This is a genomic window from Streptomyces sp. NPDC001843, from assembly GCF_042891955.1.
Lineage (GTDB): Bacteria > Actinomycetota > Actinomycetes > Streptomycetales > Streptomycetaceae > Streptomyces.
Genome location: NZ_JBIATQ010000007.1, coordinates 263,638 through 290,309, shown reverse-complemented (window position 1 = coordinate 290,309; position 26,672 = coordinate 263,638). Strand labels below are relative to the sequence as shown.

General features: G+C 73.7%; 8 protein-coding genes. 1 reads left to right on the top strand and 7 read right to left on the bottom strand.

Annotation, left to right across the window (positions count from 1 at the left end):
* Positions 1-32: 32 nt before the first annotated feature.
* Positions 33-2,156: a condensation domain-containing protein gene (locus ACFYZQ_RS19855; RefSeq protein ID WP_389149083.1), complete on the top strand. Its 2,124-nt coding sequence runs from the start codon at positions 33-35 to the stop codon at positions 2,154-2,156.
* 79 nt (positions 2,157-2,235) lie between these two features.
* On the opposite strand, the gene ACFYZQ_RS19850 is transcribed toward ACFYZQ_RS19855, so the two are convergent.
* The 7 genes from ACFYZQ_RS19850 to ACFYZQ_RS19820 form a co-directional block, all read right to left on the bottom strand.
* Positions 2,236-3,135, bottom strand: coding sequence for a proline iminopeptidase-family hydrolase (locus ACFYZQ_RS19850; protein ID WP_389149462.1), 900 nt, complete (start codon positions 3,133-3,135; stop codon positions 2,236-2,238).
* A gap of 96 nt (positions 3,136-3,231) precedes the next feature.
* Positions 3,232-3,969, bottom strand: a complete 738-nt coding sequence (locus ACFYZQ_RS19845; RefSeq protein ID WP_389149080.1) for an ABC transporter permease — start codon at positions 3,967-3,969, stop codon at positions 3,232-3,234.
* The gene (locus ACFYZQ_RS19840; protein WP_389149077.1) at positions 3,966-5,366 is read right to left on the bottom strand and encodes an ABC transporter ATP-binding protein; all 1,401 of its coding nucleotides are present in this window, start codon (positions 5,364-5,366) and stop codon (positions 3,966-3,968) included. Before ACFYZQ_RS19840 ends, ACFYZQ_RS19845 begins: the two co-directional genes overlap by 4 nt.
* A 1-nt stretch (position 5,367) precedes the next feature.
* Complete coding sequence (locus tag ACFYZQ_RS19835; protein ID WP_389149075.1) at positions 5,368-6,228, bottom strand: hypothetical protein; 861 nt, start codon at positions 6,226-6,228, stop codon at positions 5,368-5,370.
* Between the two features lie 139 nt (positions 6,229-6,367).
* Positions 6,368-9,454 (bottom strand): type I polyketide synthase, encoded by a 3,087-nt coding sequence (locus ACFYZQ_RS19830; protein WP_389149072.1) that lies wholly within the window; start codon positions 9,452-9,454, stop codon positions 6,368-6,370.
* Positions 9,455-9,460: 6 nt separating this feature from the next.
* Positions 9,461-14,803 (bottom strand): SDR family NAD(P)-dependent oxidoreductase, encoded by a 5,343-nt coding sequence (locus ACFYZQ_RS19825; protein ID WP_389149069.1) that lies wholly within the window; start codon positions 14,801-14,803, stop codon positions 9,461-9,463.
* Between the two features lie 53 nt (positions 14,804-14,856).
* Positions 14,857-26,613 carry an SDR family NAD(P)-dependent oxidoreductase gene (locus ACFYZQ_RS19820; protein WP_389149066.1) on the bottom strand — a complete coding sequence of 3,919 codons (11,757 nt, stop codon included), beginning with the start codon at positions 26,611-26,613 and terminating at the stop codon, positions 14,857-14,859.
* Between the last annotated feature and the right edge of the window lie 59 nt (positions 26,614-26,672).

The following is a 26,672-nucleotide window of genomic DNA, read 5'->3' as shown; positions in this document are numbered from 1 at the left end:
TCCGGGCTGTTACCGCGATGAGGAGCACCGTCATGGCCACACGCAAGGAGACCGACCTGTGGCTGCTGGAGCGGCTCGTACCAGGGGCCGGGGTCAACAATCTGTCCGTCACGTTCGATGTCGACGGGGCCATCGAACCGGTCGCGCTGTCAAGGGCGTTGACGCTCGTGGTGCGCAAGCAGGAGATCCTGCGCACCGTGTTCCGGGCGACGGAGAGCGAGCTGGCGAAGAGCGTGCTCGCGCCGGAGGCGGTGGAGCTTTCGGTACCCGGAGTCCCGGTGGCCGCGGGCGATGTGGGTGCCGCCGTCCAGGAGTTCGTGGCGGCGCCGTTCACGCTGGACGGGTCGTTGCTGGTCCGGGGGGCGGTGTTCCTGCCCGAGGGCGGCGGGTGCACGGTGAGTGTGGCACTGCACCACCTGGTGTTCGACGCCATGTCGACCGTGTCCTTCCTGGGGGAGCTGCTGAGCGCCCTGGCCGACCCCGACGGCTACGACACGACGCCGGTCGCGGCGGCCGTGGAGCCCGAACCGTCCGCCGAGAGCGTGGAGTTCTGGCGGGAGCAGCTGCGTGGTTTCCGCGGTGGCGCCGAGGGGGGCGGTCTGTGGTTCGGCAACCCGCCGTCCGACACACCGGATCTCGCCGGTGAGAGCACCTGGTACACGCTGTCCCGGCCGGCCCGGGACGTCGTCCGGCGGCTGTGCCGTGAGCTGCGTGCGCCGGAGGCCGTGATCCTGCTGGCCGCGTACTGCCTGCTGCTGGCGCGGCACGGCGCGGGGCAGGACCTGGTCGTCGGGTCTCCGGTGAGTGTGCGGCCGGCCGGTCACGAGTCGGCTATCGGCTACCACGTGAACGTGCTGCCGCTGCGGGTGCGGATCGACTCGGCGAAGCCGTTCAAGCGCCTGGTGAACCGGGTCCGGTCGGTGTTCCTCGAGGGGATCGGGCACAACGGGGTGCCGGCCGAGCGAGTGCTCGACGAGGTGCGGGACGCGGGCGCCGGCGCGAGCTGGCGGAACTCACTGTGCACGCACCTGTTCAACTACGTGCCCGGTGGCACGTCCGGCGACTTCCAGGCCGGCGGGTTCCCGGCGCGGATGCGGGAGGTGGAGAACGGCTTCAGCAAGTTCGACCTGGAGTTCTTCTTCATGCCGGGCACCGCGGCGGAGCCCGGGGGCGAGGAGGAGCTGCGGATCCGGGCCGTGTTCCGCACCCAGGTGTTCTCGGCGACCGAGGTGGGTCTGCTGCTCGCCCGCTACGACGCCCTGCTGGTCCGGCTCGGTGAGGAACTGGCCGCTCCGGTCGGTGAGTTGTCGGTGTGGAGCGACGCCGACCGGGCCGCGGTGGCGGGCGGGCACCGGCACGGGCTGCCGTCGGCGCTGCCCTGCTCCCCCGCCGTCGCCCGGTTCTCGTCGTACGCGCCGGGCGAGTGGTCGGCCGTACGGGCCCTGGTGGCGGCGCCCGACGGCGGTGAGCTGCCGGTGCGGGTGCGCGGCGAGCTGTGCCTCGCGGAGGCGGACGGCACCGTACGGCGCACCGGGGAGCTGGCGCGCTGGCTGCCGGACGGGCGGCTGGAGCTGCTGGGGCGGCTGGACCGGCAGGTGACCGTGCAGGGGGTCACGTTCGGGCTCGACGAGGTCGACGCGGTGCTGCTGGCGCATGCCGAGGTGGCCGGCGCGGCGAGTGTGTCGGCCGGGGGGCGTGTGGTGTCGTTCGTGGCGCCCGCGGGCGGTGCGCCGGCTCAGGGGCTGACGGAGCGGCTGCTGAAGCAGATCCGGGTGTCCCTGCCGGGCGCGGCCGAGCCGGACCGGGTGGTCGTCGTGGACGCGCTGCCGTCGGTGGGCGGCCGGCCGGACCTGGAGGGGCTGCGGCTGCGTGCGGAGGCCCTGGACCGGCAGGACGCGTCGTCCGCGGAACCGGCCGTCGACACGGAGGAGCTGACGGAGCAACTCGTCGCACTGTGGCGGGAGTTCTTGAAGCGGGAGGACATGAAGGCCGGTTCCGGGTTCTTCGCGAGCGGCGGTCACTCGCTGCTGGGCGTGCAGTTGCTGCAGCGCATCAAGCGGACGACGGACGTGAAGGTGCGGATCCGCCTCGCCGACCTGTTCGCCCATCCGACGCCGCGGGCCCTCGCGGGGTTCATCGCGGAGAAGTCGGAGTAGGACGTCCACGGGAGTGGAAAGGGCCGGGCCCCGCTCGCTGAGCGGGGCCCGGCCCTTTCCACATCTGTTCCCGTGCGGCTCAGTCCACCTCCGCCAGCCACTCCCGCATGACCTTCTCGAAGCGCTCCGGCTCCTCCACGTGCGGCATGTGGCTGGAGTGCTCGAAGAGTTCCCAGCGGGCGCCGGGGATGTGGTCGAGGAAGGGGCGGATCGTGGCCTCCGTCGCCTCGTCGTGGGCGCCGGTGATGACCAGGGTGGGGACGTCGACGGCGTGCAGCCGGTCGACGACCGACCAGTCCTTCAGGGTGCCGACGACGTGGAAGTCGGCCGGCCCGTTCATGGTGCCGTACACGGTCGGGTCGCTCTGCAGGGCGAGGAGGGTCGTGGCGACCTCGGGCGGCAGCGGACGGGCCCGGCACAGGTGGCGCTCGTAGAAGGCGAGGACGGCCCGCTGGTAGTCGGGGTGGGCGTACTCGCCGGTGGCCTCGTGCCGGCGCAGGGTGTCGCGGACGTCGGCCGGCAGTTCGTCCTTGAGGCGTTCGCACTCGGCGCGCCACAGCGGCATGGACGCCGGGGAGTTGGCGATGACCAGGCCGCGCAGTCCGGCCGGCCGGCGTACGGCGTGCTCCGCGCCGAGCATGCCGCCCCAGGACTGGCCGAACAGCAGGTAGTCGTCGGCGATGCCCAGGTGGGCGAGAAGCGTGTCGAGTTCGGCGAGGAAGAGGTCGACGGTCCAGAAGTCGGCACCCTCGTCGGGCAGATGGGTGGACTGGCCGTTGCCGAGCTGGTCGTAGTGGACGACCGGGCGGCCGTCGGCTGCGAGCGCGGTGAGGCTGAGCAGGTAGTCGTGGACGGAGCCGGGGCCGCCGTGGGCGACGACGAGGGGGGCGCGGCCGCTGTGCAGGTCTCCGGTGACGCGGTACCAGGTGTGGTGGCCGCGGAAGGGAACGACTCCCTTGCGGCTCGGGGCCAGGAACATGAGGTCCCTCTCGTTCGGGTCGGGGCTGGACATGCGGATGGGCGCCGGCCTCGACGGCCGGCGCCCATCACCTCGTACGTACGGCCTTGGGACCGGTCAGGCGCGGGCCGCTTCGCGCCGGTAGCTCATGACGACCGCGCCGGAGAACACCAGCGTCCACGCGGCGAGCACGGCCGCGCCGACCACCGCGCGGGTGTCGTGCAGCAGGGCACCGTGGCCGATGTCGGCGAGCCAGTAGCTCGGCATGACCTTGACGATGGCGACCAGCCAGTCCGGGAAGCCGGTGGTCGGCAGGAGCAGACCACCGAGGAAGCCGAAGAGGATGATCAGGCCCTGCAGGTACATCTGCTGCTGCTCCGGGGCGACGTACAGTCCGATGACCAGGCCCAGGACGGCGCACGGCAGGGCGGCGATCCAGATGCCGAGGGTGATCTGCAGCCAGCCTGACGCCGACAGGTGCACGTCCTGCACCAGCCAGCCGAACAGGGCCACGAACGCCGGGCCGGGCAGTGCCACGACCATCGCCACGAACACCTTCGTCAGCAGGTAGGTGCGCGGCAGCAGCGGGGTCAGCCGAAGCTGCCGGTGCCAGCCGATCTGCCGCTCGTGCGAGACACGGGCGGTGGTGTGCATGGCGGAGGTGAACGCGCTGTACGCGGCCAGGCTGCACATCAGCCAGGCGCTGTAGGTGATGCCGTGCGAGTGCGGGATGGTCTGGTTCTTGTAGAGCATGCACTCCAGCAGGTACATCACGACGGGCACGACGAACGCGAAGACGATGAAGCGCGGCCCGCGCAGCATCCGCTTGATCTCGATGGCGAGGTAGCCGGTCATGCGGCTTCGTCCTCCGTGGTCTGGGAGCCGTCCTGGGCGGCGTCGTCCGCGGTCAGCGTGAGGAACGCCTCCTCCAGGCCGGTGGCGCTGATTTCGATGTCATAGGCGCCGGGGTACGTCGTCAGCAGCGCGCGCACCGCGGAGTCGGAGTCGTCGCAGTGCAGTTCCGCCTGGCCGAGGCGGACGGTGGCCTGGGTGACTCCGGGCAGCTTCCGCAGCTCGTCGGCGTCCGCCCCCGGCACCGCCGCGCGCAGCATACGGCCGGCGGTGAGGGCGCGGATCTCGGCGACGGTCCCGTCGGCGACGATCTGCCCGGCGCGCATCAGGACGACGCGGTCGGCGAACTCCTCGGCCTCGTCGAGGTAGTGGGTGGCGAAGACGACGGTGCGGCCGGTGTCGGTGAACTGGCGCATCGACTCCCAGAACTTGCGCCGGCTGCCGACGTCCATCGCGGAGGTCGGTTCGTCGAGGATGAGCAGCTGCGGGTTGCCGACGAGCGCGCAGGCGAACCGGGCCCGCTGGCGCTGACCGCCGGAGAGCTTGGTGCCGCGGCGGTCGGCGATGTCCTCGATGTTGGCGCGGCGCAGCACCTCGTCCATCGGCAGCGGGTTCTTGTACAGCGAGGAGATCATGCCGAGGGTCTCGCGGACGCTCAGGTCGTCGATGAGCGAGCCCTCCTGCAGCACGGCGCTCGCCAGACCCTCCCGTACGGCCAGGTAGGGCACCTTGCCGAACACGGTGATACGGCCCGCGGTCGGCTTGGACAGGCCGAGGATCATGTCGACGGTGGTGGACTTGCCGGCGCCGTTGGGACCCAGCAGAGCGACCACCTCGCCGGGGGCGATGGTCAGGTCGAGTCCGCGTACGGCCTTGACGTCGCCGTAGTCCTTGCGGAGACCGGTGATGCGCAGGGCGGGCTCGGTGGCGGTGTCGGCCGTGGGCTTCTTCTCGGCCAGCGGCTTGGTCTCGGCCAGCGGCTTGGTCTCGGCCACCGGTTTCGGCTCGGCGGCCGACGCTGTGTCTGCGGCCGACGCGGTCTCGGCCGTCGGCTCGGTCGAAGTCACCGGCTTCGGCTTGGCCGGCGTCGTCTTCGCGGGCGCCGTGGTCTTGGCCGGCGTCGTCTTCCTGGCCGTCGTGGTCTTGGCCGCCGTCGTCTTGGTGGCCGTGGTCTTCTTCGTGGCCGTCGTCTTCTTGGCGGCGGTCCGCTTCCTCGGGGCCGCGGTCGTCTTCCTCCCGGTCGTCGCCTTCTTCGCCGCCGGCTTCTTCGCGGCGGCCGGCTTCTGCTCGCCCGCCGGCGCCGTTGCGGCACCGGCGGTGCGGGACGAGTTCGGGGACGGGGCCGTGACGGTGGTGCCTCCCTCGTCCCGTGCGGTCCTGGTCTCTGGGGTCGTCGTCATGTCACATCCGGATCTGTCGGGAGAGGTCCTGCGGGGACAGCAGCGCGTCCAGCGCCTTCGCGGCGGCCTCGTCGCGCAGCAGGTTCATGTGCTCACTGCCGAACCGGATCTCCCTGGCCACGACGCGGGCCGCGGTCTCCGGATCGGTGGAGCGAAGCCGGTTGAGTCCGCTGAGCGGGGTCGCCGAGCTGAAGGCGACCGCCCTGTGCCAGTTCTCCATGGAGTCGAAATCGCCTGCGGCGACGACGTAGGCGACGAAAGCGGTGAACGACTCGGTGAATTCGGCACGGCTCTCCTCGTCGAGGTCGAGCTCGTCGAACGCCGCTTCGCTCACCCCCCGGAAAAGCCGGACGAGTTCGGTGCCGAGCACCCGGATGTCGTCGGTGCTTTCCAGGACGCGGTGCCCCTCGGTGTTCGCCGCCGAGATCGGTTCCGGTCCCACGATGGATTCGAAGAGGTTGAGGGACGTATGGAACTGCCAGTAGAGCCCGAGGGGGTTGGCGAGTTCCGGGTCGAACAGAATGAGCTGCGGCGCGCTTTCCTGCCACTGCGTGAGACGTTCGGCGAGCGCGGCCGCGTACACCGAGCCGGCGCAGAAGCCGAGCACGGCACTGACCGGCCGGCCGGTCTCACGTACGGAGTCGAACCAGCGGTCCAGGTACTCCTGACCGCCGGGCCCCACGTCGGTGGCGATGGCCTGCGGCATCGTCTCCCACACATGGTGGCGGCCCGCCGTGGTGAGCGAGAAGAGATCGGAGAAACGGGCGTCCGGACGGCCGGTGGCGGTGAAGTCGACAGCGAGCACCAGAGCGTCTCGGCTGCTGTTGCCGCCTATTTTCAGCCACACGTCGTTGTTGTTCACCGGCTGCCCCTTCCTGACTTGTCTGTCGAGTTCTCGACTTGCGCATCGCGCTGGTTGTGCCGGGTGCAGTCGATGCTAGAAGTGGCCGAGGGAGCTGAGAGCCCCTACGGCCACCCCTAGCGCCCCCTACCGCACGGGGTTACTCCGGAGTTTTCTCCGTCGGCGCGTCCTCGAGTTCTTCCGCCAGGAACTCGACGAGTTCTTCGGGGGTTCCGTATTCGTAGATCACCGCGGCGGGCAGCTTCAGGCCGAGGGCGGCGGTGAGCCGGTCACGGAATTCCACCGCGAGCAGCGAGGTGAATCCGAGGTCCATGAAATCGCTGTCCGGCTCGATGACGTCATCCGCCCCGCTGTGCCCGAGCACCCCGGCTACGGCGTCCCGCACCAGCGCGCCCAGCAACGCGGCCCGCCCCACGTCGTCGGCCGCCCGCAGTGCCGCCAACAGCGCCTCGCTGTCCTCCGGTTCCGGCTCGGGCACCGTAACTGCCTCCGGGGCACCCACGCCGCCCCCGGCCCGCCCGGCCGAGGCCAGCCAGTAGTGCTGGTGCTGGAAGGCGTAGGTGGGCAGGTCGACGGCCTGCCGGCCGGGGCCGAAGTACGCGGTCCAGTCGACGACCGGCATACGGGTGAGCGCTTCGACGAGGGCCTGGGGTTCGGTGCGGTCGCGGCGCAGGGCCGGGACGGCACGCGGGTCGGCCACCATGGCGGTGAGTACGGCGTCGGGGCCCAGCTCCAGGAACGTACCGACGCCCTGGTCGTCGAGGGTGGTGACCGCGTCGGCGAAGCGGACGGCTTCACGGACGTGCCGGACCCAGTAGGACGGCTGGGAGAGTTTCTCGTACGACACCGCCGCGCCTGTCAGCGTCGACACGATCGGCAACGCCAGCTCTCCGTAGGTCAGTTGCGCGGCGATCTGCTCGAACTCGGCGAGCATCGGCTCCATCAGCGGGGAGTGGAAGGCGTGGCTGACGGTCAGCCTCTTCGTCTTGCGGCCGGCCGCCGAGAAGTGCGCGACGACCTCGTCCACACCTGCCTCCGGACCGGAGACGACGATCGCGGACGGCCCGTTCACGGCGGCGATCCCGGTGCCCTCGGGCAGGACCGGCAGGACCTCGTCCTCGGTGGCCTGTACGGCGGCCATCGCACCGCCCGCCGGGAGCTGCTGCATCAGCCGCCCACGAGCGGCCACCAGCCTGGCGGCGTCCTCCAGCGACCACAGCCCCGCCACGTGCGCGGCGGCCAGCTCACCGATGGAATGCCCGGCCAGCACGTTGGGCCGCACACCCCAGGCTTCGAGAAGCCGGAACAGGGCCACTTCCAGCGCGAACAAGGCCGGTTGGGTGTAGCCCGTCTCGTCCAAGCCCTCCCCACCGAACATCACGTCCTTCAGCGGACGCTCCAGATACACATCCAGCGCACCGCACACCTCATCCAGCGCCGCGGCGAACACCGGGAAGGCCTCATACAACTCCCGGCCCATCCCCGCCCGCTGACTCCCCTGCCCCGTGAACAGGAACGCCAGCGAACCCGCCGTACCGAACGGCGCCACCGAACCGCCCGCGACCGCCTCCAGCCCGGCCAGCAGCCCCTCCCGCTCACCGGCTACGACACCCGCCCGATACGCGAACGACGACCGCCGGGTCACCAGCGAGAAGCCCACGTCAGCCGGGTCCAGGCCCGGGCGTTCGGCGACGTGCTCCAGCAGACGGGCCGCCTGCGCCCGTACCGCCGCCGCCGTCCTGCCGGACACGATCCACGGCACCACCGGGAGCCCCACGGGCTCCACGGCCTCCGCAGCGGGCTCCTCGGCCGGCGCCTCCTCCACGATCACGTGGGCGTTGGTGCCGCTGATGCCGAACGCCGAGACGGCGGCGCGGCGCGGGCGGGCGCCCGCGGGCCAGGGGCGGTTCTCGGTGAGGAGTTCGACCGCGCCCGCCGACCAGTCCACGTGGGAGGTCGGGGCGTCGATGTGCAGCGAACGGGGCAGTACGCCTGCGCGCAGCGCCTGCACCGTCTTGATGACGCCCGCCGCGCCCGCCGCCGCCTGGGTGTGGCCGAGGTTGGACTTGACCGACCCCAGCCACAGCGGGGTGTCCGGGGAGCGGTCCTGCCCGTAGGTGGCGAGCAGGGCCTGCGCCTCGATCGGGTCGCCGAGGACGGTGCCGGTGCCGTGGGCCTCGACGGCGTCGATGTCGCCGGTGGACAGGCCGGCGCCCGCGAGTGCGTCGAGGACGACCTGCTGCTGCGAGGGGCCGCTGGGGGCGGTGAGGCCGTTGCTCGCGCCGTCCTGGTTGATCGCCGAGCCGCGCACGACGGCCAGCACCCGGTGGCCGTTGCGGCGGGCGTCGGAGAGCCGTTCCAGCAGCAGGACGCCGACGCCCTCCGACCAGCCGGTGCCGTCGGCGGCCTCGGCGAAGGGCTTGCAGCGGCCGTCGGGGGCCAGTCCCCGCTGGCGGCTGAAGTCGATGAAGGTGTCGGGGGTGGCCATGACGGTGACACCGCCGGCCAGGGCGAGGGCGCACTCCCCCGCCCGCAGGGCCTGTGCGGCCAGGTGCAGGGTGACCAGGGAGGAGGAGCAGGCGGTGTCGACGGTGACGGCCGGGCCGGTCAGGCCGAGGGCGTAGGCGATCCGGCCGGACAGGACGCTGCCGGCGGTGCCGGTGCCGAGGAAGCCCTCGACCCCGTCGGGCAGGGCGGCGCGGTCGGATCCGTAGTCGTGGTACATGACGCCCGCGTACACGCCGGTGCGGGCGCCGCGGGCGGCGGCCGGGTCGATACCGGCGTGTTCGAACGCCTCCCAGGAGGTTTCCAGCAGCAGTCGCTGCTGCGGGTCCATGGCCAGGGCCTCGCGGGGGCTGATCCCGAAGAACGCGGCGTCGAACTCGCCTGCCGCGTCGAGGAATCCGCCCTCCTTGGCGTAGCTCTTGCCGAGGGCGTTCGGGTCGGGGTCGTAGAGGTTGTCGGTGTCCCAGCCGCGGTCGTCGGGGAAGCCGCGCATGCCGTCGCCGCCGGCGGCGACGAGCCGCCACAGGTCGTCGGGGGAGGTGATGCCGCCGGGGTAGCGGCAGGCCATGCCGACGATGGCGATGGGCTCGCGGGTGCGGGACTCCAGGTCCTCGATGCGCCGCCGGGCCTGCATCAGGTCGGCGGTGGCCTTCTTCAGGTACTCGCGCAGCTTCTGCTCGCGGTCGCCGGAGGCTCCGGTGGGTCCAGTGGTTGCTGCCATGGTCGTTCAGCTCCCGGTCTCGCCGTCGAGGAGGGCGAAGAGTTCGTCGTCGGAGGCCTCTGCCAGGTCGCCGGCCGCCTGCGGCTCCGGTTGCGGGTCGGTGTCCTGCCAGCGGGCGAGCAGGGCCTGCAGCCGCACGGTGATCCGGGACCGGGTCAGCTGGTCCAGCTCCTGTGTGCCGATGAGGGGTTCGAGGTGGTCGAGGCCACGCAGCAGGGCGGTGGCGGGGTCGTCGTCGGCGGGCGCCAGTTCCTTGTGCAGGTGTGCGACGAGTTCGGCCGGGGTCGGGTAGTCGAAGACGAGGGTGGCGGGCAGCCGTACGCCGGTCTCGGCGGCGAGCGCGTTGCGGAACTCCACGGCGGTCAGCGAGTCGAAGCCGAAGTCCTTGAAGGGCTTGTCGGCCTCGACGGCCTGGCTGTCCGGGAACCCGAGGACGGTGCGCACGTGCCGGCGTACGAGGTCGAGGACAAGCGCGGCCCGCTTCTCCCGGTCGCCGATCGCGGCGAGCCGGTCGCGCAGCGCGGTGCCGCCGGCCGCCGTACCGCCCGCGGCGGCCGTGCGGCGGGCCGGGACCCGGACGAGGGAGCGCAGCAGGCCGGGCACGGCTCCGCTGAGGGACCGGGCGAGGGCGGGGACGTCGAGCCGGACGGGCACGGTGAGCGCGCGGGGCCCGGTGACGGCCGCGTCGAGCAGGGCCAGGCCCTGTTGCGCGCCGAGGGGCCGCAGACCGGTGCGGGCCATGCGCTCCAGGTCGGTGTCGGTCAGCTCGGCGCCCATGCCGCCGGTGGCCGGGTCCCACAGACCCCAGGCGAGGGACACGGCGGGGAGCCCGTGGGCACGGCGGTGCGCGGCGAGGGCGTCCAGGGAGGCGTTCGCGGCGGCGTAGTTGGCCTGCCCGGCGCCGCCGAGGACACCGGCGGCCGACGAGAACAGCACGAACGCCTCGAGTCCGGAGGTGAGTTCGTGGAGATGGCGGGCCGCGTCGGCCTTGGGGGCGAGGACGCGGTGCAGTTGGGCGGGGGTGAGCCGTCCGAGGGTCGCGTCGTCGACGACACCGGCGGTGTGGACGACGGCGGTGATGCCGGGGTGGGCGTCGAGCAGGGCGGCGAGGGCGTCCCGGTCGGCGACGTCGCACGCCGCCAGGGTGACCTCGGCACCGGACTCCCGCAGGGTGTCGGCGAGTTCGGTGGCGCCCGGGGCGTCGGGGCCGCGCCTGCTGGTGAGCAGGAGGCCGCGTACCCCGTGGGTGGCCACCAGGTGGCGGGCGACCAGTGCGCCGAGGCCGCCGGTCCCGCCGGTGACCAGCACGGTGCCGGTACTCGGCCAGGCCGGTTCGCCGTCGGCCGCCGCACTGTCCCGGACCAGCCGGGGGGCGAGCAAGTGGCCGTTCCGGACGGCCAGTTCGTCCTCGTCGGAGTCGAGGGCACGGGCAGGCAGCTCGTCGTCCACGCCGAGGTCGACGAGGAGCAGGCGTCCCGGGTACTCGGTGCGGGCCGCCCGGACGAGTCCGGTGACGGCGGCCTGGCCGAGGTCCGTGACGTCCTCCCCGGCGACCGTGGCCACGGCACCCCGGGTGACGATCAGCAGCCGCTCCTCGGGCACCGCGTGCTCCAGCCACTCCTGGAGGGCTTCGAGCACGGCGGTCGCGGTCTCGGCGGCTGAGCCCCCGGCCGGGGCGACCAGCGCGGACCAGCCGGCCACCGGCAGTGCCTCGACCCTGCCGGGCTCGGGCAGCGGCAGGGATTCACCGGATGCGGTGCCCGGCTCCTCGACGGCGATCCAGTCGAGGCCGTACGCCGCGTCGCCCACACCCGCCGCACCGCCCCCGGCGGCCACGGGCACGGGACGCAGGGCGAGGGTGCCCACTGACAGCACGGGCCGCCCGTCCGCGTCGTCGGCGTCCAGGGTCACGGCACCGGGCGTGCCGGCGGAGACCCGGACGCGCAGGGCGCGGGCGCCGGTGGCGTGCAGGGTGACGTCCGACCAGGAGAACGGCAGCCAGGCGGTTCCCGGCTCGGGCTCGGGCAGCAGTTCCCCGGCGGCGACCGCGTGCAGGGCCGCGTCGAGCAGGGCGGGATGGATGCCGTACCCGTCGGTCTCGGCGTCCTCCGGGAGGGCGACCTCCGCGTGCACGACACCGTCGGCGTCACGCCAGGCCCGCGTCAGCCCCTGGAAGAGGGGGCCGTACTCCAGGCCCAGTGCCGCGAGACCGGCGTAGAGGTGCTCGGTGTCGAGCGGCTGGGCGCCGGCGGGGGGCCAGGCGGCACTGCGGGGGACGTCCGGCTCGGGGCCGTCCGCCGAAAGGACGCCTTCGGCGTGGAGGGTCCAGGTGTCCTCGCGGTCGGGGCGGGAGTGGACGGTGACGGTCGGTTCGTCGCCTTCGCCGACGCGGACGCGGAGGGCGGCGGCGCCGGTCTCGGGTATGACGAGGGGGGCGTGCAGGGTCAGGTCGCGGACGGTGCCGCGGCCGACCTGGTCACCGGCGCGTACGGCGATCTCGACGAGGGCGGCGCCGGGCGCGATGACGGTGCCGTTCACGGCGTGCTCGGCCAGCCAGGCGTGCGTGGCGAGCGAGAGGCGGCCGGTGAACAACACCCCTTCCGTGTCCGGGAGTTCCACGGCCGCACCGAGCAGGGGGTGCTTGCCCGACGCCAGACCGAAGTCGGCGGGCTCACCGGAGGCCAGGGAGTTGCTGCGGAACCAGTAGGGCCGGTGCTGGAAGGCGTAGGTGGGCAGGTCGACGGCCTGCCGCCCGGGGCCGAAGTAGGCGGTCCAGTCGACGGAGGGCAGTCTGGTGAGCGCTTCGACGAGGGCCTGGGGTTCGGTGCGGTCGCGGCGGAGGGCCGGGACGGCACGCGGGTCGGCCACCATGGCGGTGAGTACGGCGTCGGGGCCGAGCTCCAGGAACGTACCGACGCCTTGGTCATCGAGGGTGGTGACCGCGTCGGCGAAGCGGACCGCCTCGCGGACGTGCCGGGCCCAGTACGCCGGCTGGGAGAGTTCCTCGGAGGAGGCGGCTTCGCCCGTCAGCGTGGAGACGATCGGGTACTTGAGCTCGCTGTAGGTGAGTTGGGCGGCGATCTGCTCGAACTCGGCGAGCATCGGTTCCATCAGCGGGGAGTGGAAGGCGTGGCTGACGGTCAGCTTCTTCGTCTTGCGGCCGGCCGCCGAGAAGTGCGCGACGACCTCGTCCACACCCGCCTCCGGACCGGAAACGACCACGGACACCGGCCCGTTCACGGCCGCGATCCCCGTACCTTCCGGCAGCACGGCACGTACGTCCGCCTCGGTGGCCTGTACGGCGGCCATCGCGCCGCCCGCCGGGAGCTGCTGCATCAGCCGGCCACGAGCGGCCACCAGCCTCGCCGCGTCCTCCAGCGACCACAGCCCCGCGACATGCGCGGCGGCCAGCTCACCGATCGAGTGCCCGGCCAGTACGTCCGGCCGCACACCCCATGCTTCGAGGAGCCGGAACAGGGCGACTTCCAGGGCGAACAGCGCGGGCTGGGTGTAGCCCGTCTCGTCCAGCCCCTCCCCACCGAACATCACATCCTTCAGCGGACGTTCAAGATGCGGGTCCAGTGCAGCGCACACCTCGTCCAACGCGGAACCGAAAACCGGGAACGCCTCATACAACTCCTGGCCCATCCCCGCCCGCTGACTCCCCTGCCCCGCGAACAGGAACGCCAACGGCCCCCGCCCACTGATCGGCAGTGCGGCACCGCCCGCAACGGCCTCCAGCCCGGCCAGCAGCCCTTCCCGGTCACCGGCCACCACACCCGCTCGATATGCGAACGACGACCGTCGGGTCAGCAGCGTGTGGCCCACATCAGCGAGGTCCACCTCCGGTTGCCGGGCGGCGAATGCACGCAGCCGTCCGGCCTGTGCACGTACCGCGTCCTCGGTCGCCCCGGAGACGATCCACGGCACCACCGGCAACCCCACGGGCTGAACGGCCTCCGCGGGTTCCTCGGCCGGCGCCTCCTCCACGATCACGTGCGCGTTCGTCCCGCTGATCCCGAACGAGGACACACCGGCACGCCGGGTCCGCTCCCCCACCCGCCAAGGCCGGGCCTCGGTCAGCAGTTCCACCGCGCCCGCCGACCAGTCCACGTGCGAGGTCGGTCGGTCGACGCCGAGTGTGGGCGGCAGTTTCTCGTGGCGGAGGGCGAGGACCATCTTGATGATGCCCGCCATACCGGCGGCACCCTGGGTGTGACCGAGGTTGGACTTGATCGAGCCGAGCCACAGCGGGGCGTCCGAGGGGCGGTCCTGGCCGTAGGTGGCGAGCAGGGCCTGCGCCTCGATCGGGTCGCCCAGCTTGGTGCCCGTGCCGTGGGCCTCCACCGCGTCCACCTGCTGCGGGGTGAGTCGGGCCGCGGTGAGGGCCTGGCGGATCACGCGCTGCTGCGAGGGTCCGTTGGGGGCGGTGAGGCCGTTGCTGGCGCCGTCCTGGTTGACCGCCGAGCCGCGCACGACCGCCAGCACCCGGTGGCCGGCCCGCCGGGCCTCCGACAGCCGTTCCAGGACCAGGACACCGACGCCCTCGGAGAGTCCCGTGCCGTCGGCCGCGTCGGCGAAGGCCTTGCAGCGGCCGTCGCGGGAGAGTCCGTCGGCGCGGCTGAACTCGAGGAACGTGCCGGCGGAGCCCATGACGGTGACTCCGCCGGCCAGGGCCAGGGTGCACTCCCCGCCGCGCAGCGCCTGGGCCGCGAGGTGGACCGCCACCAGTGAGGAGGAACAGGCGGTGTCGATGGTGACTGAGGGACCTTCCAGGCCGAGGGCGTAGGAGACGCGGCCCGACAGGACGCTCGCGGCGACGCCGGTCATCATGTGGCCGGCGATGGAGTCGGGCATGCGGGTCAGGCCGCGCAGGTAGTCGTTGCTGCTGACACCCGCGTACACGGCGGTGCGGGTGCCGGCGAGGGTGTGCGGGTCGATCCCGGCCCGTTCCAGGGCCTCCCAGGAGGTCTCGAGGAGGACCCGCTGCTGCGGGTCCATGGCGAGGGCCTCCCGGGGGCTGATGCCGAAGAACTCGGCGTCGAAGCCGGCGGCGTCCTGGAGGAACCCGGCGCGCCGCCCGGAGTCGTCGTGGCCGTCGCTGGCGGCGAGCTGGTCCAGGGTCCAGCCGCGGTCGCGGGGGAAGGGGGACATGCCGTCGCGGCCGGCGTCGAGCATGGCCCACAGGTCCTCGGGCGAGCCGACGCCTCCGGGGAAGCGGCAGGCCATGCCGACGATCGCGATCGGCTCGTGTTCCCTCTCCTCGGCCTCGCGCAGCCGCCGACGGGTGTCGTGCAGGTCCGCTGCGACCCGCTTGAGCGTGTCGACCAGCTGTTTCTCGTCAGCCATTTTCTTCCCTACTTCCCCTCTGATCCCCTCTGCGACGGCGGCGGGACCCCGTGTCAGATGCCGAGTTCGTCCGTGATGAAGGCCAGGACCTCGTCGGACGAGGCGTCCTGCAGCCGTGCGCCCACGTCGTCCGTGCCGTCGGTGGTCGCGGTCCGCATGCTCTTGAAGCGGGCGAGCAGGTCCTCCAGCCTGGCCGTGACCGCCCGGTGTGCCTCGTCGTCGAGCGACGCGTCCGGCAGATGGCTCTCCAGCCGGTCGAGTTCGGCGAGGGCGCCTTCGGCCGGGTCGGTCTGCTCGGGGGCCAGTTCGGCGTGGAGCAGACGGGCCAGGGCGAGCGGGGTCGGGTGGTCGAAGACGGCGGTGGCGGACAGCCGTATGCCGGTGGCGGCGGTGAGCCGGTTGCGGAACTCGACGGCGGTCAGCGAGTCGAAGCCGAGTTCCTTGAAGGAGCGGGTGGCGCCGACGGCCGAGGGGCCGGCGAAGCCGAGCACGGCCGCCGCGTACGACTGGACGAGGTCGAGCAGGGCCGTCTCCCAGCCGTCGGCGGGCAGGGTGGCGAGACGGGCCCGCAGTGCCTCGCCGGGGCCGCCCGTGCCCTCCGCTGCCGCGGTGGCGGTGGGGGCGGCGTGCGCGGTGGGCCGGGCCTGGGCGCGGGCCAGGCCGCGGTACAGGTGCGGTACGGGTGCGCCGTCGGCCGCGCCGCGCAGGGAGGCCGTGCTGAGGCCGATCGGCACGAGCTGCGGGTGGGCGTGGCCGTGGGCGCCGAGCGCGGCGTCCAGCAGTGCGAGCCCCTGCTGCGGGTCGAGCGGGCGGATGCCGGAGCGGGCGAGCCGGCCGAGGTCGGCGGTGTCGAGGTGGCCGGTCATGCCGCTGGGCTGCGCCCACAGGCCCCAGGCGAGCGACACGGCGGGCAGGCCGTTCGCGCGCCGGTGGGCGGCGAGGCCGTCCAGGTAGGCGTTGGCGGCGGCGTAGTTGGCCTGTCCGGCGTTGCCGAGGACGCCCGCGGAGGAGGAGAACAGGACGAAGGCGTCCAGGTCGCGGTCGGCGGTCAGCTCGTGCAGGTGCTGGGCGGCGACGGCCTTCGGGGCGAGGACGGTCTCGAGTTTCTCCGGGGTGAGCCGGCCGAGGGTGGCGTCGTCGAGGACGCCGGCGGCGTGGACGACGGCGCGCGGGGTGTGCCGGTCCAGGAGGGCGGCGAGCGCGTCGCGGTCGGTGATGTCGCAGGCCTCCAGGGCGACGGACGTGCCCAATGCGGCGAGTTCCTCGGCGAGTCCGGCGGCGCCGGGGGCGCCGGGGCCACGGCGGCCGACGAGGACGAGGCTGCGTACGCCGTGCTCGGTGGCCAGGTGGCGGGCGACGAGGGCGCCGAGGCCGCCGGTGCCGCCGGTGATGAGGACGGTGCCGTCGGGCGACCAGGTGGGCGCGTCGTCGGACCCGGTGGCCGCTTCGTCGGACCCGGTGGCCGGTGCGGCGGGTTCGGTGGCCGGTGCGGCGGGTTCGGTGGCCGGTGCGGCGGGTTCGGTGCGGGTCAGGCGCGGCACGCGGATCTCGCCGTCGCGCAGTGCGAACTCGGGTTCGCCGGTGGCGAGGGCCGCGGCGAGCAGGGTGCGGGAGGGCACCTCGGTGCCGATGTCGGCGAGCACGATCCGGTCGGGGCTCTCGGTCTGCGCGGTGCGGACCAGCCCGTGTACGGCGGCCTGGGCGAGGTCGGCGATGTCCTCGCCGGGCGCGGTGGAGACGGCGCCGCGGGTGACGACGACCAGGCGGGCCGTGTCGGTGCGCGGGTCGGACAGCCACACCTGGAGGTCGCCGAGGGTCTGCATCACGGCGTCGTCGACGGTGCTCTGCCAGTGCACGGGGGCCAGGACGGTGCCGATACCGTCGTCGAGTTCCTCGGTACTGAAGATCTCCGGCAGGCCGGGGAAGAGCGGGTCGTCGCCGAACACCGCCCAGTCGTCCGTTACTTCGGTCGCCTCGGGGGCGGGCAGGGCGGTCCATTCGACGTGGAAGAGGGTGTCGCGGAACGGGTTGCCGCCCGCCCTGGACAGCTGGGCCAGTGCGTCGGCGGGCAGTTGGCGCAGGCCGAGCGCGGCGACGGTGGCGACGGGCGCGCCGGCGGTGTCGGCGACGGTGACGGACACCGCGCCCTCCCCGGCGGCGGCGATCCGCACCCGCAGGGCCGCGGCGCCGGCGCTGTGCAGGGTCACCCCGGACCAGTTGAACGGCAGCCAGGGGCCGCCGGCGCCCGCGTCCAGGAACCCGCCGAGCGCGATGGCGTGCAGGGCGGAGTCGAGCAGGGCCGGGTGAAGGCCGAACTCGGCTGCCTGGGCGGCGGTCTCGAGGGGCAGGGCGACCTCGGCGTACAGGGCGTCGGCGGTGCGCCAGGCGGAGCGCAGGCCGCGGAAGGCGGGCCCGTAGTCCAGGCCGAGGGCGCCGAGGTCGGCGTAGAGCCGCGCGGTGTCGACGCTCTCCGCGCCGGCGGGCGGCCAGGCGGCCAGGTGTTCTCCGGTGGCTTCCGGCTGCCGGGTGAGCAGGCCGGTGGCGTGCCGGGTCCAGGGGTCGTCGGCGGTGGCGTCGGCGGGCCGCGAGTACACGTTCACGGTACGGCCGTCCTCGCCGCTGCCCGTGACGACGACCCGCAGTTGGATGTCGGCCTTGTCGGGCAGGACGAGCGGTGCCTCCAGGGTGAGGTCGGCCAGGTTGGGGTGGTCGGCCTCGTCGCCGGCACGGACGGCCATCTCCAGCAGCGCTGTGCCGGGGACGACGACGGTGGAGCCGACGGCGTGGTCGGCGAGCCAGGGCTGCGCGGCGAGGGACAGGCGCCCGGTGAGGACCAGTCCGCCGTCGCCGGGCAGGGTGACGGCCGCGCCGAGCAGCGGGTGCCCGGCGTCCGCCTGGCCGACGGAGCCGGGGTCGGCGGGGGCCGCGGTGGTCGGCTCCAGCCAGTACCGCTCGCCCTGGAACGGGTAGGTCGGCAGCGGCACCCGGCCGGTGGCGCGGCCGGCGAACACGGCGTCCCAGTCGGGGCGCACGCCGTGCACGACGAGCCGGCCGAGGGAGGCGAGGACGCGGGCGGTGCCGCCGTCGTCGCGGCGCAGGGTGCCGGTGACGACCGCGGTGTCGGCGCCTGCGTCGGCGAGGGTGTCGGTGAGGCCGACGGTCAGCACGGGGTGCGGGGAGCACTCGACGAACACGGTGTGACCGCTGTCGGCGAGGGCGCGCACGGCGGGTTCGAAGCGGACGGTGTGCCGCAGGTTGCGGTGCCAGTACGTGGCGTCCATCCCGTGCCCGTCGATGAGCCGGTCCTCCAGGGTGGAGTGCAGCGGGACGCGTCCGGCGCGGGGGCGTACGGGGGCGAGGATCTCCTCCAGTTCCTCGCGCAGGGACTCGACGTGCGCGGAGTGGGAGGCGTAGTCGACGGGGATGCGGCGGGCGCGGACGCCGCCGTTCTCGCAGGTCTCCAGCAGCGCGTCGAGGGCGTCCGGGTCGCCGGAGACGACGGTGGAGGCGGGCCCGTTGACGGCGGCGACGGAGATCTGGTCCGGCCACTGCGCCAGGAGTTCCTCGACGCGGGCGGCGGGCAGTGGCACGGACACCATGCCGCCGGTGCCGGCGAGCCTGACCAGGGCGCGGCTGCGCAGGGTGACGACACGGGCGGCGTCCTCGACGCTGAGCGCGCCGGCCACGCAGGCGGCGGCGATCTCGCCCTGGGAGTGGCCGACGACGGCGGACGGGACGACGCCGAGGGACTCCCACAGCGCGGCCAGGGACACCATCACGGCCCACAGGGCGGGCTGGACGACGTCCACGCGTTCCAGTGAGGCGGCGCCGTCGGCTCCGCGCAGCACGTCGAGCAGCGACCAGTCGGTGTGGGCGTCGACGGCGGCGGCGCACTCCTCGATCCGCGCCCGGAACACCTCGGAGGTGGCCATGAGGTCGCGGGCCATGCCGGCCCACTGCGAGCCCTGGCCGGGGAAGACGAACACGGTCTTGCCGACGGGCCCGGCGAGTCCTTCCTCGATCCCGGCGGCGGGGGTGCCGTCGGCGAGGTCGCCGAGACCCTGCAGGAGCTGGGTGCCGTCGTCGCCGACGAGGACGGCCCGGTACTCGAACGGGGTGCGGGTGGTGGCCAGGGAGTGGCCGACGCGGGCCAGTTCCGCGGCGCCGAGGTCCTGCCCGGCGAGCTGCTCGCGCAGTCGGCGGGCCTGCTCGCGCAGCGCCTCGGGGGTGCGGGCGGTCAGCAGCCACGGCACGGGACCGGCCTGGGGCTCCGCCTGTTCCGGCTGTTCGTGCTGTTCGGGTACGGCGGCGGGGGCGGGGGCCTCTTCGAGGATGACGTGGGCGTTGGTGCCGCTGAAGCCGAACGCGGACACACCGGCCCGGCGCGGTGCCCCGTCGCGGCGCGGCCAGGGCCGGGCGTCGGTGAGCAGGCGTACGGCACCGGCCTCCCAGTCGATGTGCGAACTGGGCTCGTCGACGTGCAGGGTCGCGGGCAGTTCCTCGTGGCCGAGGGCCTCGACCATCTTGATGACCCCGGCGATGCCCGCTGCGGCCTGGGTGTGGCCGAGGTTGGACTTGACCGACCCTAGCCACAGCGGGGCGTCCGGGGAGCGGTCCTGCCCGTAGGTGGCGAGCAGGGCCTGGGCCTCGATGGGGTCGCCAAGTTTCGTGCCGGTGCCGTGCGCCTCGACGGCGTCGACGTCGGCGGGCGCGAGGCCGGCGGTGGCGAGGGCCTGCCGGATGACGCGCTGCTGGGAGGGGCCGTTGGGGGCGGTGAGGCCGTTGCTGGCGCCGTCCTGGTTGAGGGCGCTGGCGCGGACGACGGCGAGGACGTCATGGCCGTGGCGCCGCGCGTCGGACAGCCGCTCCACGAGGACCATGCCGACGCCCTCGGCCCAGCCGGTGCCGTCGGCGGACTCGGCGAAGGCCTTGCAGCGGCCGTCGGCGGCGAGGCCGCGCTGCCGGCTGAAGTCGACGAAGGTGTCCGGGGTGGCCATCACGGTGACGCCGCCGGCCAGCGCCAGGTCGCACTCGCCGCGCTGCAGGGCCTGGACGGCCATGTGCAGGGCGACCAGGGACGAGGAGCAGGCGGTGTCTACGGTGACGGCGGGCCCTTCGAGGCCGAGGACGTAGGAGATACGGCCGGAGGCGACACCGCCGGAGGTGCCGGTGCCGAGGAAGCCCTCGACGCCCTCGGGCAGGTGGCTGTAACCGGCGCCGTTGCCGTAGTCGTGGTAGATCAGACCGGCGAAGACGCCGGTGCTGCTGCCGCGCAGGGTGTGCGGGTCGAAGCCGGCGCGCTCCAGGGCCTCCCAGGACGTCTCGAGGAGCAGCCGCTGCTGCGGGTCCATGGCGAGGGCCTCGCGGGGGCTGATGCCGAAGAAGGAGGCGTCGAACAGCGGGGCGTCGGGCAGGAAGCCGCCCTGGTCGGTGTAGCTGGTCCCGGGGCGTTCACCGGTCGGGTCGACGACGGCCTCGATGTCCCAGCCGCGGTCGTCGGGCATGGCGCCCATGGCGTCAGCGCGTCCGGCGAGCAGCCGCCACAGGTCCTCGGGCGAGCGGACCCCGCCGGGGAAGCGGCAGGCCATGGAGACGACGGCGATGGGCTCGTCCGTTCCGAGGGCCGTGCCGGTGGTCCGGGTCTCCGAGGGCAGCGAGCCGACGAGTTCCTCGCGCAGGTAGCCGGCCAGGGCCTCGGGCGCCGGGTAGTCGAAGACCAGGGTGGCGGGCAGGCGCAGCCCGCAGGCCGCGGCGAGCCGGTTGCGGAACTCGACACCGGTGAGCGAGTCGAAGCCCAGGTCCTTGAAGGCCTGGGTGACGTCGACGGCTTCGGGTGCCGAGTGGCCGAGGACCGCCGCGGCGTGGGTGCGGACGACGTCCAGCAGCAGCGCGTGCTGCTCGTCGGCGCCGAGCCCGCTGAGCCGCGCCGCCAACTCGCCGCCGCCGGAGGCCTTCTGGGCGGCGCGGGCGGTGCGCCGGGCCGGGGTGCGCACCAGGGCGCGCAGCAGTTCGGGCACCTCTTCGGGCGCCGCGGACGCCGGCAGGTCCAGGTGCATGGGCACGAGCGCGGCGTGCGGCAGGGTGAGCGCCGTGTCGTACAGGGCGAGGCCCTCGGCGCCGGTGAGCGCGGCGGCGCCGGAGCGGGCCATGCGGGCGCGCTCGGCCTCGTCCAGGTTCTCCGCCATGCCGCCGCCCTCGGCGGCCCACAGTCCCCAGCCGAGGGAGAGACCCGGCAGGCCCTGGGCGCGCCGGTGGGCGGCGAGGGAGTCCAGGTAGGCGTTGGCACCTGCGTAGTTGGCCTGCCCCGGGTTGCCGAAGGTGCCGGCGGCGGAGGAGAACAGCACGAACGCGGAGAGGTCGGCGAGCCGGGTCAGCTCGTGCAGGTTCCGGGCGGCGTCCGCCTTCGGGGCGAGCACCCTGTCCAGCCGCTCGGGGGTGAGCGAGCCGAGGACACCGTCGTCGAGGACGCCGGCGACGTGCACGACCGCGGTCAGCGGGTGCGCCTCCGGTACGGCGGCCAGGGCGGCGGCCACGGCATCCCGGTCGGCGGTGTCGCAGGCGACGAGGTCCACCTGCGCGCCCAATGCGCGGATCTCCTCGGCGAGTTCCTCGGCGCCGGGGGCCCGGTCGCCGCGCCGGCTGGCCAGCAGCAGCCGCCGTACGCCGTGCCCGGCGACCAGATGCCGGGCGAGCAGCCCGCCGAGCGCGCCGGTCGCGCCCGTGACGAGGACGGTGCCGTCCGGGTTCAGCGGCGCGGGCACGGTCAGCACCAGTTTCCCGGTGTGCCGGGCCTGCCCCATGACGCGCAGCGCCTCCGGGGCCTCGCGCACGTCCCACGCGGTGACCGGCAGCGGACGCAACGCGCCGCTCTCGAACAGCGCGAGCAGTGCGTCGTACATCTCCTGGATCCGGTCGGGCCCGGCGTCCATGACGTCGAACGCCCGGTACACGACGCCCGGATGCGCGGCGGCGACCGCGTCGGCCTCGCGGATGTCGGTCTTGCCCATCTCGACGAACCGGCCGCCGTGCGGCAGCAGTCGCAGCGACGCGTCCACGAACTCCCGTGCCAGGGAGTCGAGTACGACGTCCATGCCGCGTCCGCCGGTGGCCTCGAGGAAGTGCTGCTCGAACTCCAGCGTGCGGGAGTTCGCGATGCGGTCCTCGTCGACGCCGAGGGCGCGGACGGCGGACCACTTGGCGGGGCTGGCCGTGCCGTACACCTCGGCGCCGAGGTGCCGGGCGAGCTGGACGGCGGCGGTGCCGACACCGCCGGCGGCGGCATGCACCAGGATGGACTCGCCGGCGGTGAGGCCGGCCAGGTCGACCAGCGCGTAGTAGGCGGTCAGGTAGACCACGGGCGCCGCGGCGGCCTCGGCGAACGTCCACGTGGACGGCATCGCGGAGACCAGCCGGTGGTCGACGACCGCGAGCGGCCCGAACGCCCCGGAGAACAGGCCCATCACCCGGTCCCCGACGGTGAACCGGTCCGCGCCCGGACCGACCTCCACCACGACGCCGGCCGCTTCCAGGCCGAGCCGCCCGGCGTCGCCGGGGTACATCCCGAGGACGTTCATGACGTCGCGGAAGTTGACGCCGGCGGCCCGGATCGCGACCCGGATCTGCCCCTCGGCGAGCGGGGCGGCGGCCTCGGGGAAGTCCGCTACGTAGAGGCTGTCCAGGGTGCCGGTGGGGGTGAAGTCGAGCCGCCAGGGAGCGTCGCCCTCGGGCAGGCTCAGTTCGGCGCCGACGTCACGGACGAGCCGGGGCACCAGCGTCTGCCCGGCCCTTAGGGCGAGTTGGGGTTCCTCGCTGCCGGTGAGGGCGGGCAGCAGGGCGTCGGCGGACTCGGCGGAGGTGTCGAGGTCGACCAGGACGATCCGCCCGGGGTGCTCGGACTGGGCGGACCGGGCGAGACCCACCACGGCGGCGGCCGCCGGGTCGGGCACCCGGTCGCCGGGCGCGGCGGCCACGGCACCGGAGGTGACGACCACGAGCCGGGCGCCGTCGGGCCGGACGCCCTCCAGCCACTCCTGGACGGTCTCCAGGGCACGGTGGACGGCGTCGCGCGGCTCCAGACCGCCGGTGACGAAGGTGGCGAAGGTCAGCTGGGCGTCGCCGCCGTCGGCCGGCCGTCCCCCGGCCTGCCCGACCAGGTCGACGAGTCCGAGCGGGTCCGGCCCGATGACGTGGCAGGTGACGGGCTCGGTGCCGGTTCCGGTGCCGGCCGGGGTGGTCTTCTGCCAGTCCAGCCGGAACAGCGAGTCGTGCGTCCGCGCTGCCGCGGGCGCGGTGGGCAGGGCACGCAGGGCCAGGGAGCCGACGGTGGCGACGGGCGCCCCTGCCGGGTCCGCGAGGTCGATCCGGTATCCCGTGCCCTCGGCCGCGACACGCACCCGCAGCGCGGAGGCACCGGCCGCGTGCAGCGCGAAGTCCGCCCAGGAGAAGGGAAGTCGCGCGCCCTCGGTGTCGTCGTCCAGCAGGCCGATGGCGTGCAGGGAGGCGTCCAGGAGCGCGGGGTGGATGCCGTAGCCCTGGGTGTCGGTGCCCTCGGGCAGCGCGACCTCGGTGTAGACGGTGCCGTCGGCCGCCCGCCAGGCAGCCGTCACGCCCTGGAAGAGGGGGCCGTACTCCAGCCCGATGCCGGCCAGGTCGTCGTACAGGCTGCTGGTGTCGACCGGTTCGGCACCGGCCGGGGGCCAGGAGGTGAGGTCGGCGCCGGGCCGGACGGTGTGGGCGGCCAGGGCGCCCTCGGCGTGCAGCGTCCAGGCCTCCTCGCCCTCGGGGCGGGAGTGGACGGTCACGGCGGGCTCGTCGCCCTCGCCGAACCGGACGCCGACGCGCAGCGCGACACCGCCGCGCTCGTCCAGCACGAGCGGGGCGTGCAGCGTCAGGTCCCGGACGGTGCCGCGGCCGACCTGGTCACCGGCGCGTACGGCGATCTCGACGAGGGCGGCACCGGGCACGATCACGGTGCCGTTCACGGCGTGCTCGGCCAGCCACGGGTGCGTGGCCAGGGACAACCGGCCCGTGAACAACACCCCGTCGGAGTCCGGCAGTTCCATGGCACCGGCGAGAATCCGGTGCCCCGCCGCGGTCAGCCCGATCCCGGCCGCGTCCGTCGCGGCGTACGGGCCGGTCGTCGGCCAGTACCTCTTGTGCTCGAAGGCGTAGGTCGGCAGATCGACGTGCCGTACGGCGGTGCCGGCGTAGAAGGCCTGCCAGCTCACCTCGCCTCCGACGCAGTGCAGCCTGGTGAGCGCTTCGACGAGGGCCTGGGGTTCGGTGCGGTCGCGGCGCAGGGCCGGGACGGCACGCGGGTCGGCCACCATGGCGGTGAGTACGGCGTCGGGGCCCAGCTCCAGGAACGTACCGACGCCCTGGTCATCGAGGGTGGTGACCGCGTCGGCGAAACGTACGGCTTCACGGACGTGCCGGACCCAGTAGGACGGCTGGGAGAGTTCCTCGTACGACACCGCCGCGCCTGTCAGCGTCGACACGATCGGCAACGCCAGCTCTACGTAGGTCAGTTGCGCGGCGATCTGCTCGAACTCGGCGAGCATCGGCTCCATCAGCGGGGAGTGGAAGGCGTGGCTGACGGTCAGCTTCTTCGTCTTGCGGCCGGCCGCCGAGAAGTGCGCGACGACCTCGTCCACGCCCGCCTCCAGGCCGGAGACGACGATCGCGGACGGTCCGTTCACGGCGGCGATCCCGGTGCCCTCGGGCAAGACGGGCAGGACCTCGTCCTCGGTGGCCTGTACGGCGGCCATCGCACCGCCCGCCGGGAGCTGCTGCATCAGCTGGCCACGGGCGGCCACCAGCTTGGCGGCGTTCTCCAGCGACCACAGGCCCGCCACGTGCGCGGCGGCCAGCTCACCGATGGAATGCCCGGCCAGCACACCCGGCCGAACTCCCCAGGCTTCGAGAAGCCGGAACAGGGCGACTTCCAGCGCGAACAGCGCAGGCTGCGTGTACCCGGTCTCGTCCAGCCCCTCCCCGCCGAACATCACGTCCTTCAGCGGACGTTCGAGATACGTGTCCAGTGCGGCGCACACCTCGTCCAGCGCGGCGGCGAACACCGGGAAGGCCTCGTACAACTCCCGGCCCATGCCGGCCCGCTGGCTGCCCTGCCCGGTGAACAGGAACGCGGTCGTCCCGCCCTTGGCGGTTGCCGGGTCCTCGTGGGTGAGTGCGTCGAGGCCGGCCAGCAGGCCGTCGCGGTCGGTGGCCACGGTGCCGGCGCGGCACGGAAACGCCGAGCGGCCGGTGGCCAGGGCGCGGCCGATGTCGGCGGGGACCAGTTCCGGGTGGGCGGTGGCGAAGTCGAGCAGGCGGGCGGCCTGGGCGCGGACCGCCTCGGCGGTCCTGCCGGACACGATCCAGGGGACGACCGGCAGGGCGACCGTCTCGGCGGCCTCCGTCGGCTCCTCGGCCGGTGCCTCCTCGATGATGACGTGGGCGTTGGTGCCGCTGATGCCGAAGGAGGAGACGCCGGCGCGCCGGGTCCGCTCCCCCGCCTGCCACGGCCGGGCCTCGGTCAGCAGCTCGACCGCGCCCGCCGCCCAGTCCACGTGGGACGAAGGGGTGTCCACGTGCAGCGTCTGCGGCAGTTCCTCGTTGCGCAGGGCGAGGACCATCTTGATGATCCCGGCCACGCCCGCGGCGGCCTGGGTGTGCCCCAGGTTCGACTTCACCGAGCCCAGCCACAGGGGGGCGTCCGGGGAGCGGTCCTGGCCGTAGGTGGCGAGTAGCGCCTGTGCCTCGATCGGGTCGCCCAGCTTGGTGCCCGTGCCGTGGGCCTCCACCGCGTCCACCTGCTGCGGGGTGAGCCGGGCGGCGGCGAGGGCCTGGCGGATGACGCGCTGCTGGGAGGGGCCGTTGGGGGCGGTCAGGCCGTTGCTGGCGCCGTCCTGGTTGATGGCGGAGCCCCGGACCACCGCGAGCACCCGGTGGCCGTTGCGGCGGGCGTCGGAGAGCTTTTCCAGGACGAGCATGCCGACGCCCTCGCCCCAGCCGGTGCCGTCCGCGGCCTCGGCGAACGGCTTGCAGCGGCCGTCGGGGGCCAGCCCCCGCTGCCGGCTGAAGTCGACGAAGGTGTCCGGGGTGGCCATGACGGTGACACCGCCGGCCAGGGCCAGGCTGCACTCGCCGCTGCGCAGCGCCTGCGCGGCCAGGTGGACGGCCACCAGGGACGAGGAGCAGGCGGTGTCGACGGTGACGGCGGGGCCTTCGAGGCCGAACGCGTAGGACACCCGGCCGGAGGCGATGCTGCCGCCGACGCCGAGGAATCCCTCCAGGTCGTCGGTGGCGCGTTCCAGCACCTCGCTGTAGTCGTGGTACATGACGCCGGCGAACACACCGGTGGCGCTGCCGCGCACGGCGGCCGGGTCGATCCCGGCCCGCTCGAACGCCTCCCAGGACGTCTCCAGCAGCAGCCGGTGCTGCGGGTCCATGGCCAGGGCCTCGCGCGGGCTGATCCCGAAGAAGGCGGGGTCGAACTCGGCGGCCTGGGTGAGGAACCCTCCCTCGACCGAGTAGGTGCGGCCCGCCGCGTCGGGGTCGGGGTCGTAGAGGTTCTCCGTGTCCCAGCCTCGGTCCTCGGGGAACCGGCTGACGGCGTCACCGCCGGAGGCCAGCAGCTTCCACAGGTCCTCGGGCGAGTCGACGCCTCCGGGGTAGCGGCAGGCCATGCCGACGATCGCGATCGGCTCGTGGGCGGAGGCGGTCAGGCGGCGGTTCTGCTCGCGCAGCCGCTCGGTCTCCTTCAGCGACGCCCGGAGAGCCTCGACGATCTTCTCGTTCTGTGCAGACACCTTCTGTCCAGACACCTGTTACCTCACCCAATCCGCGTCGCGCGTCGTCAGCCGCGTCA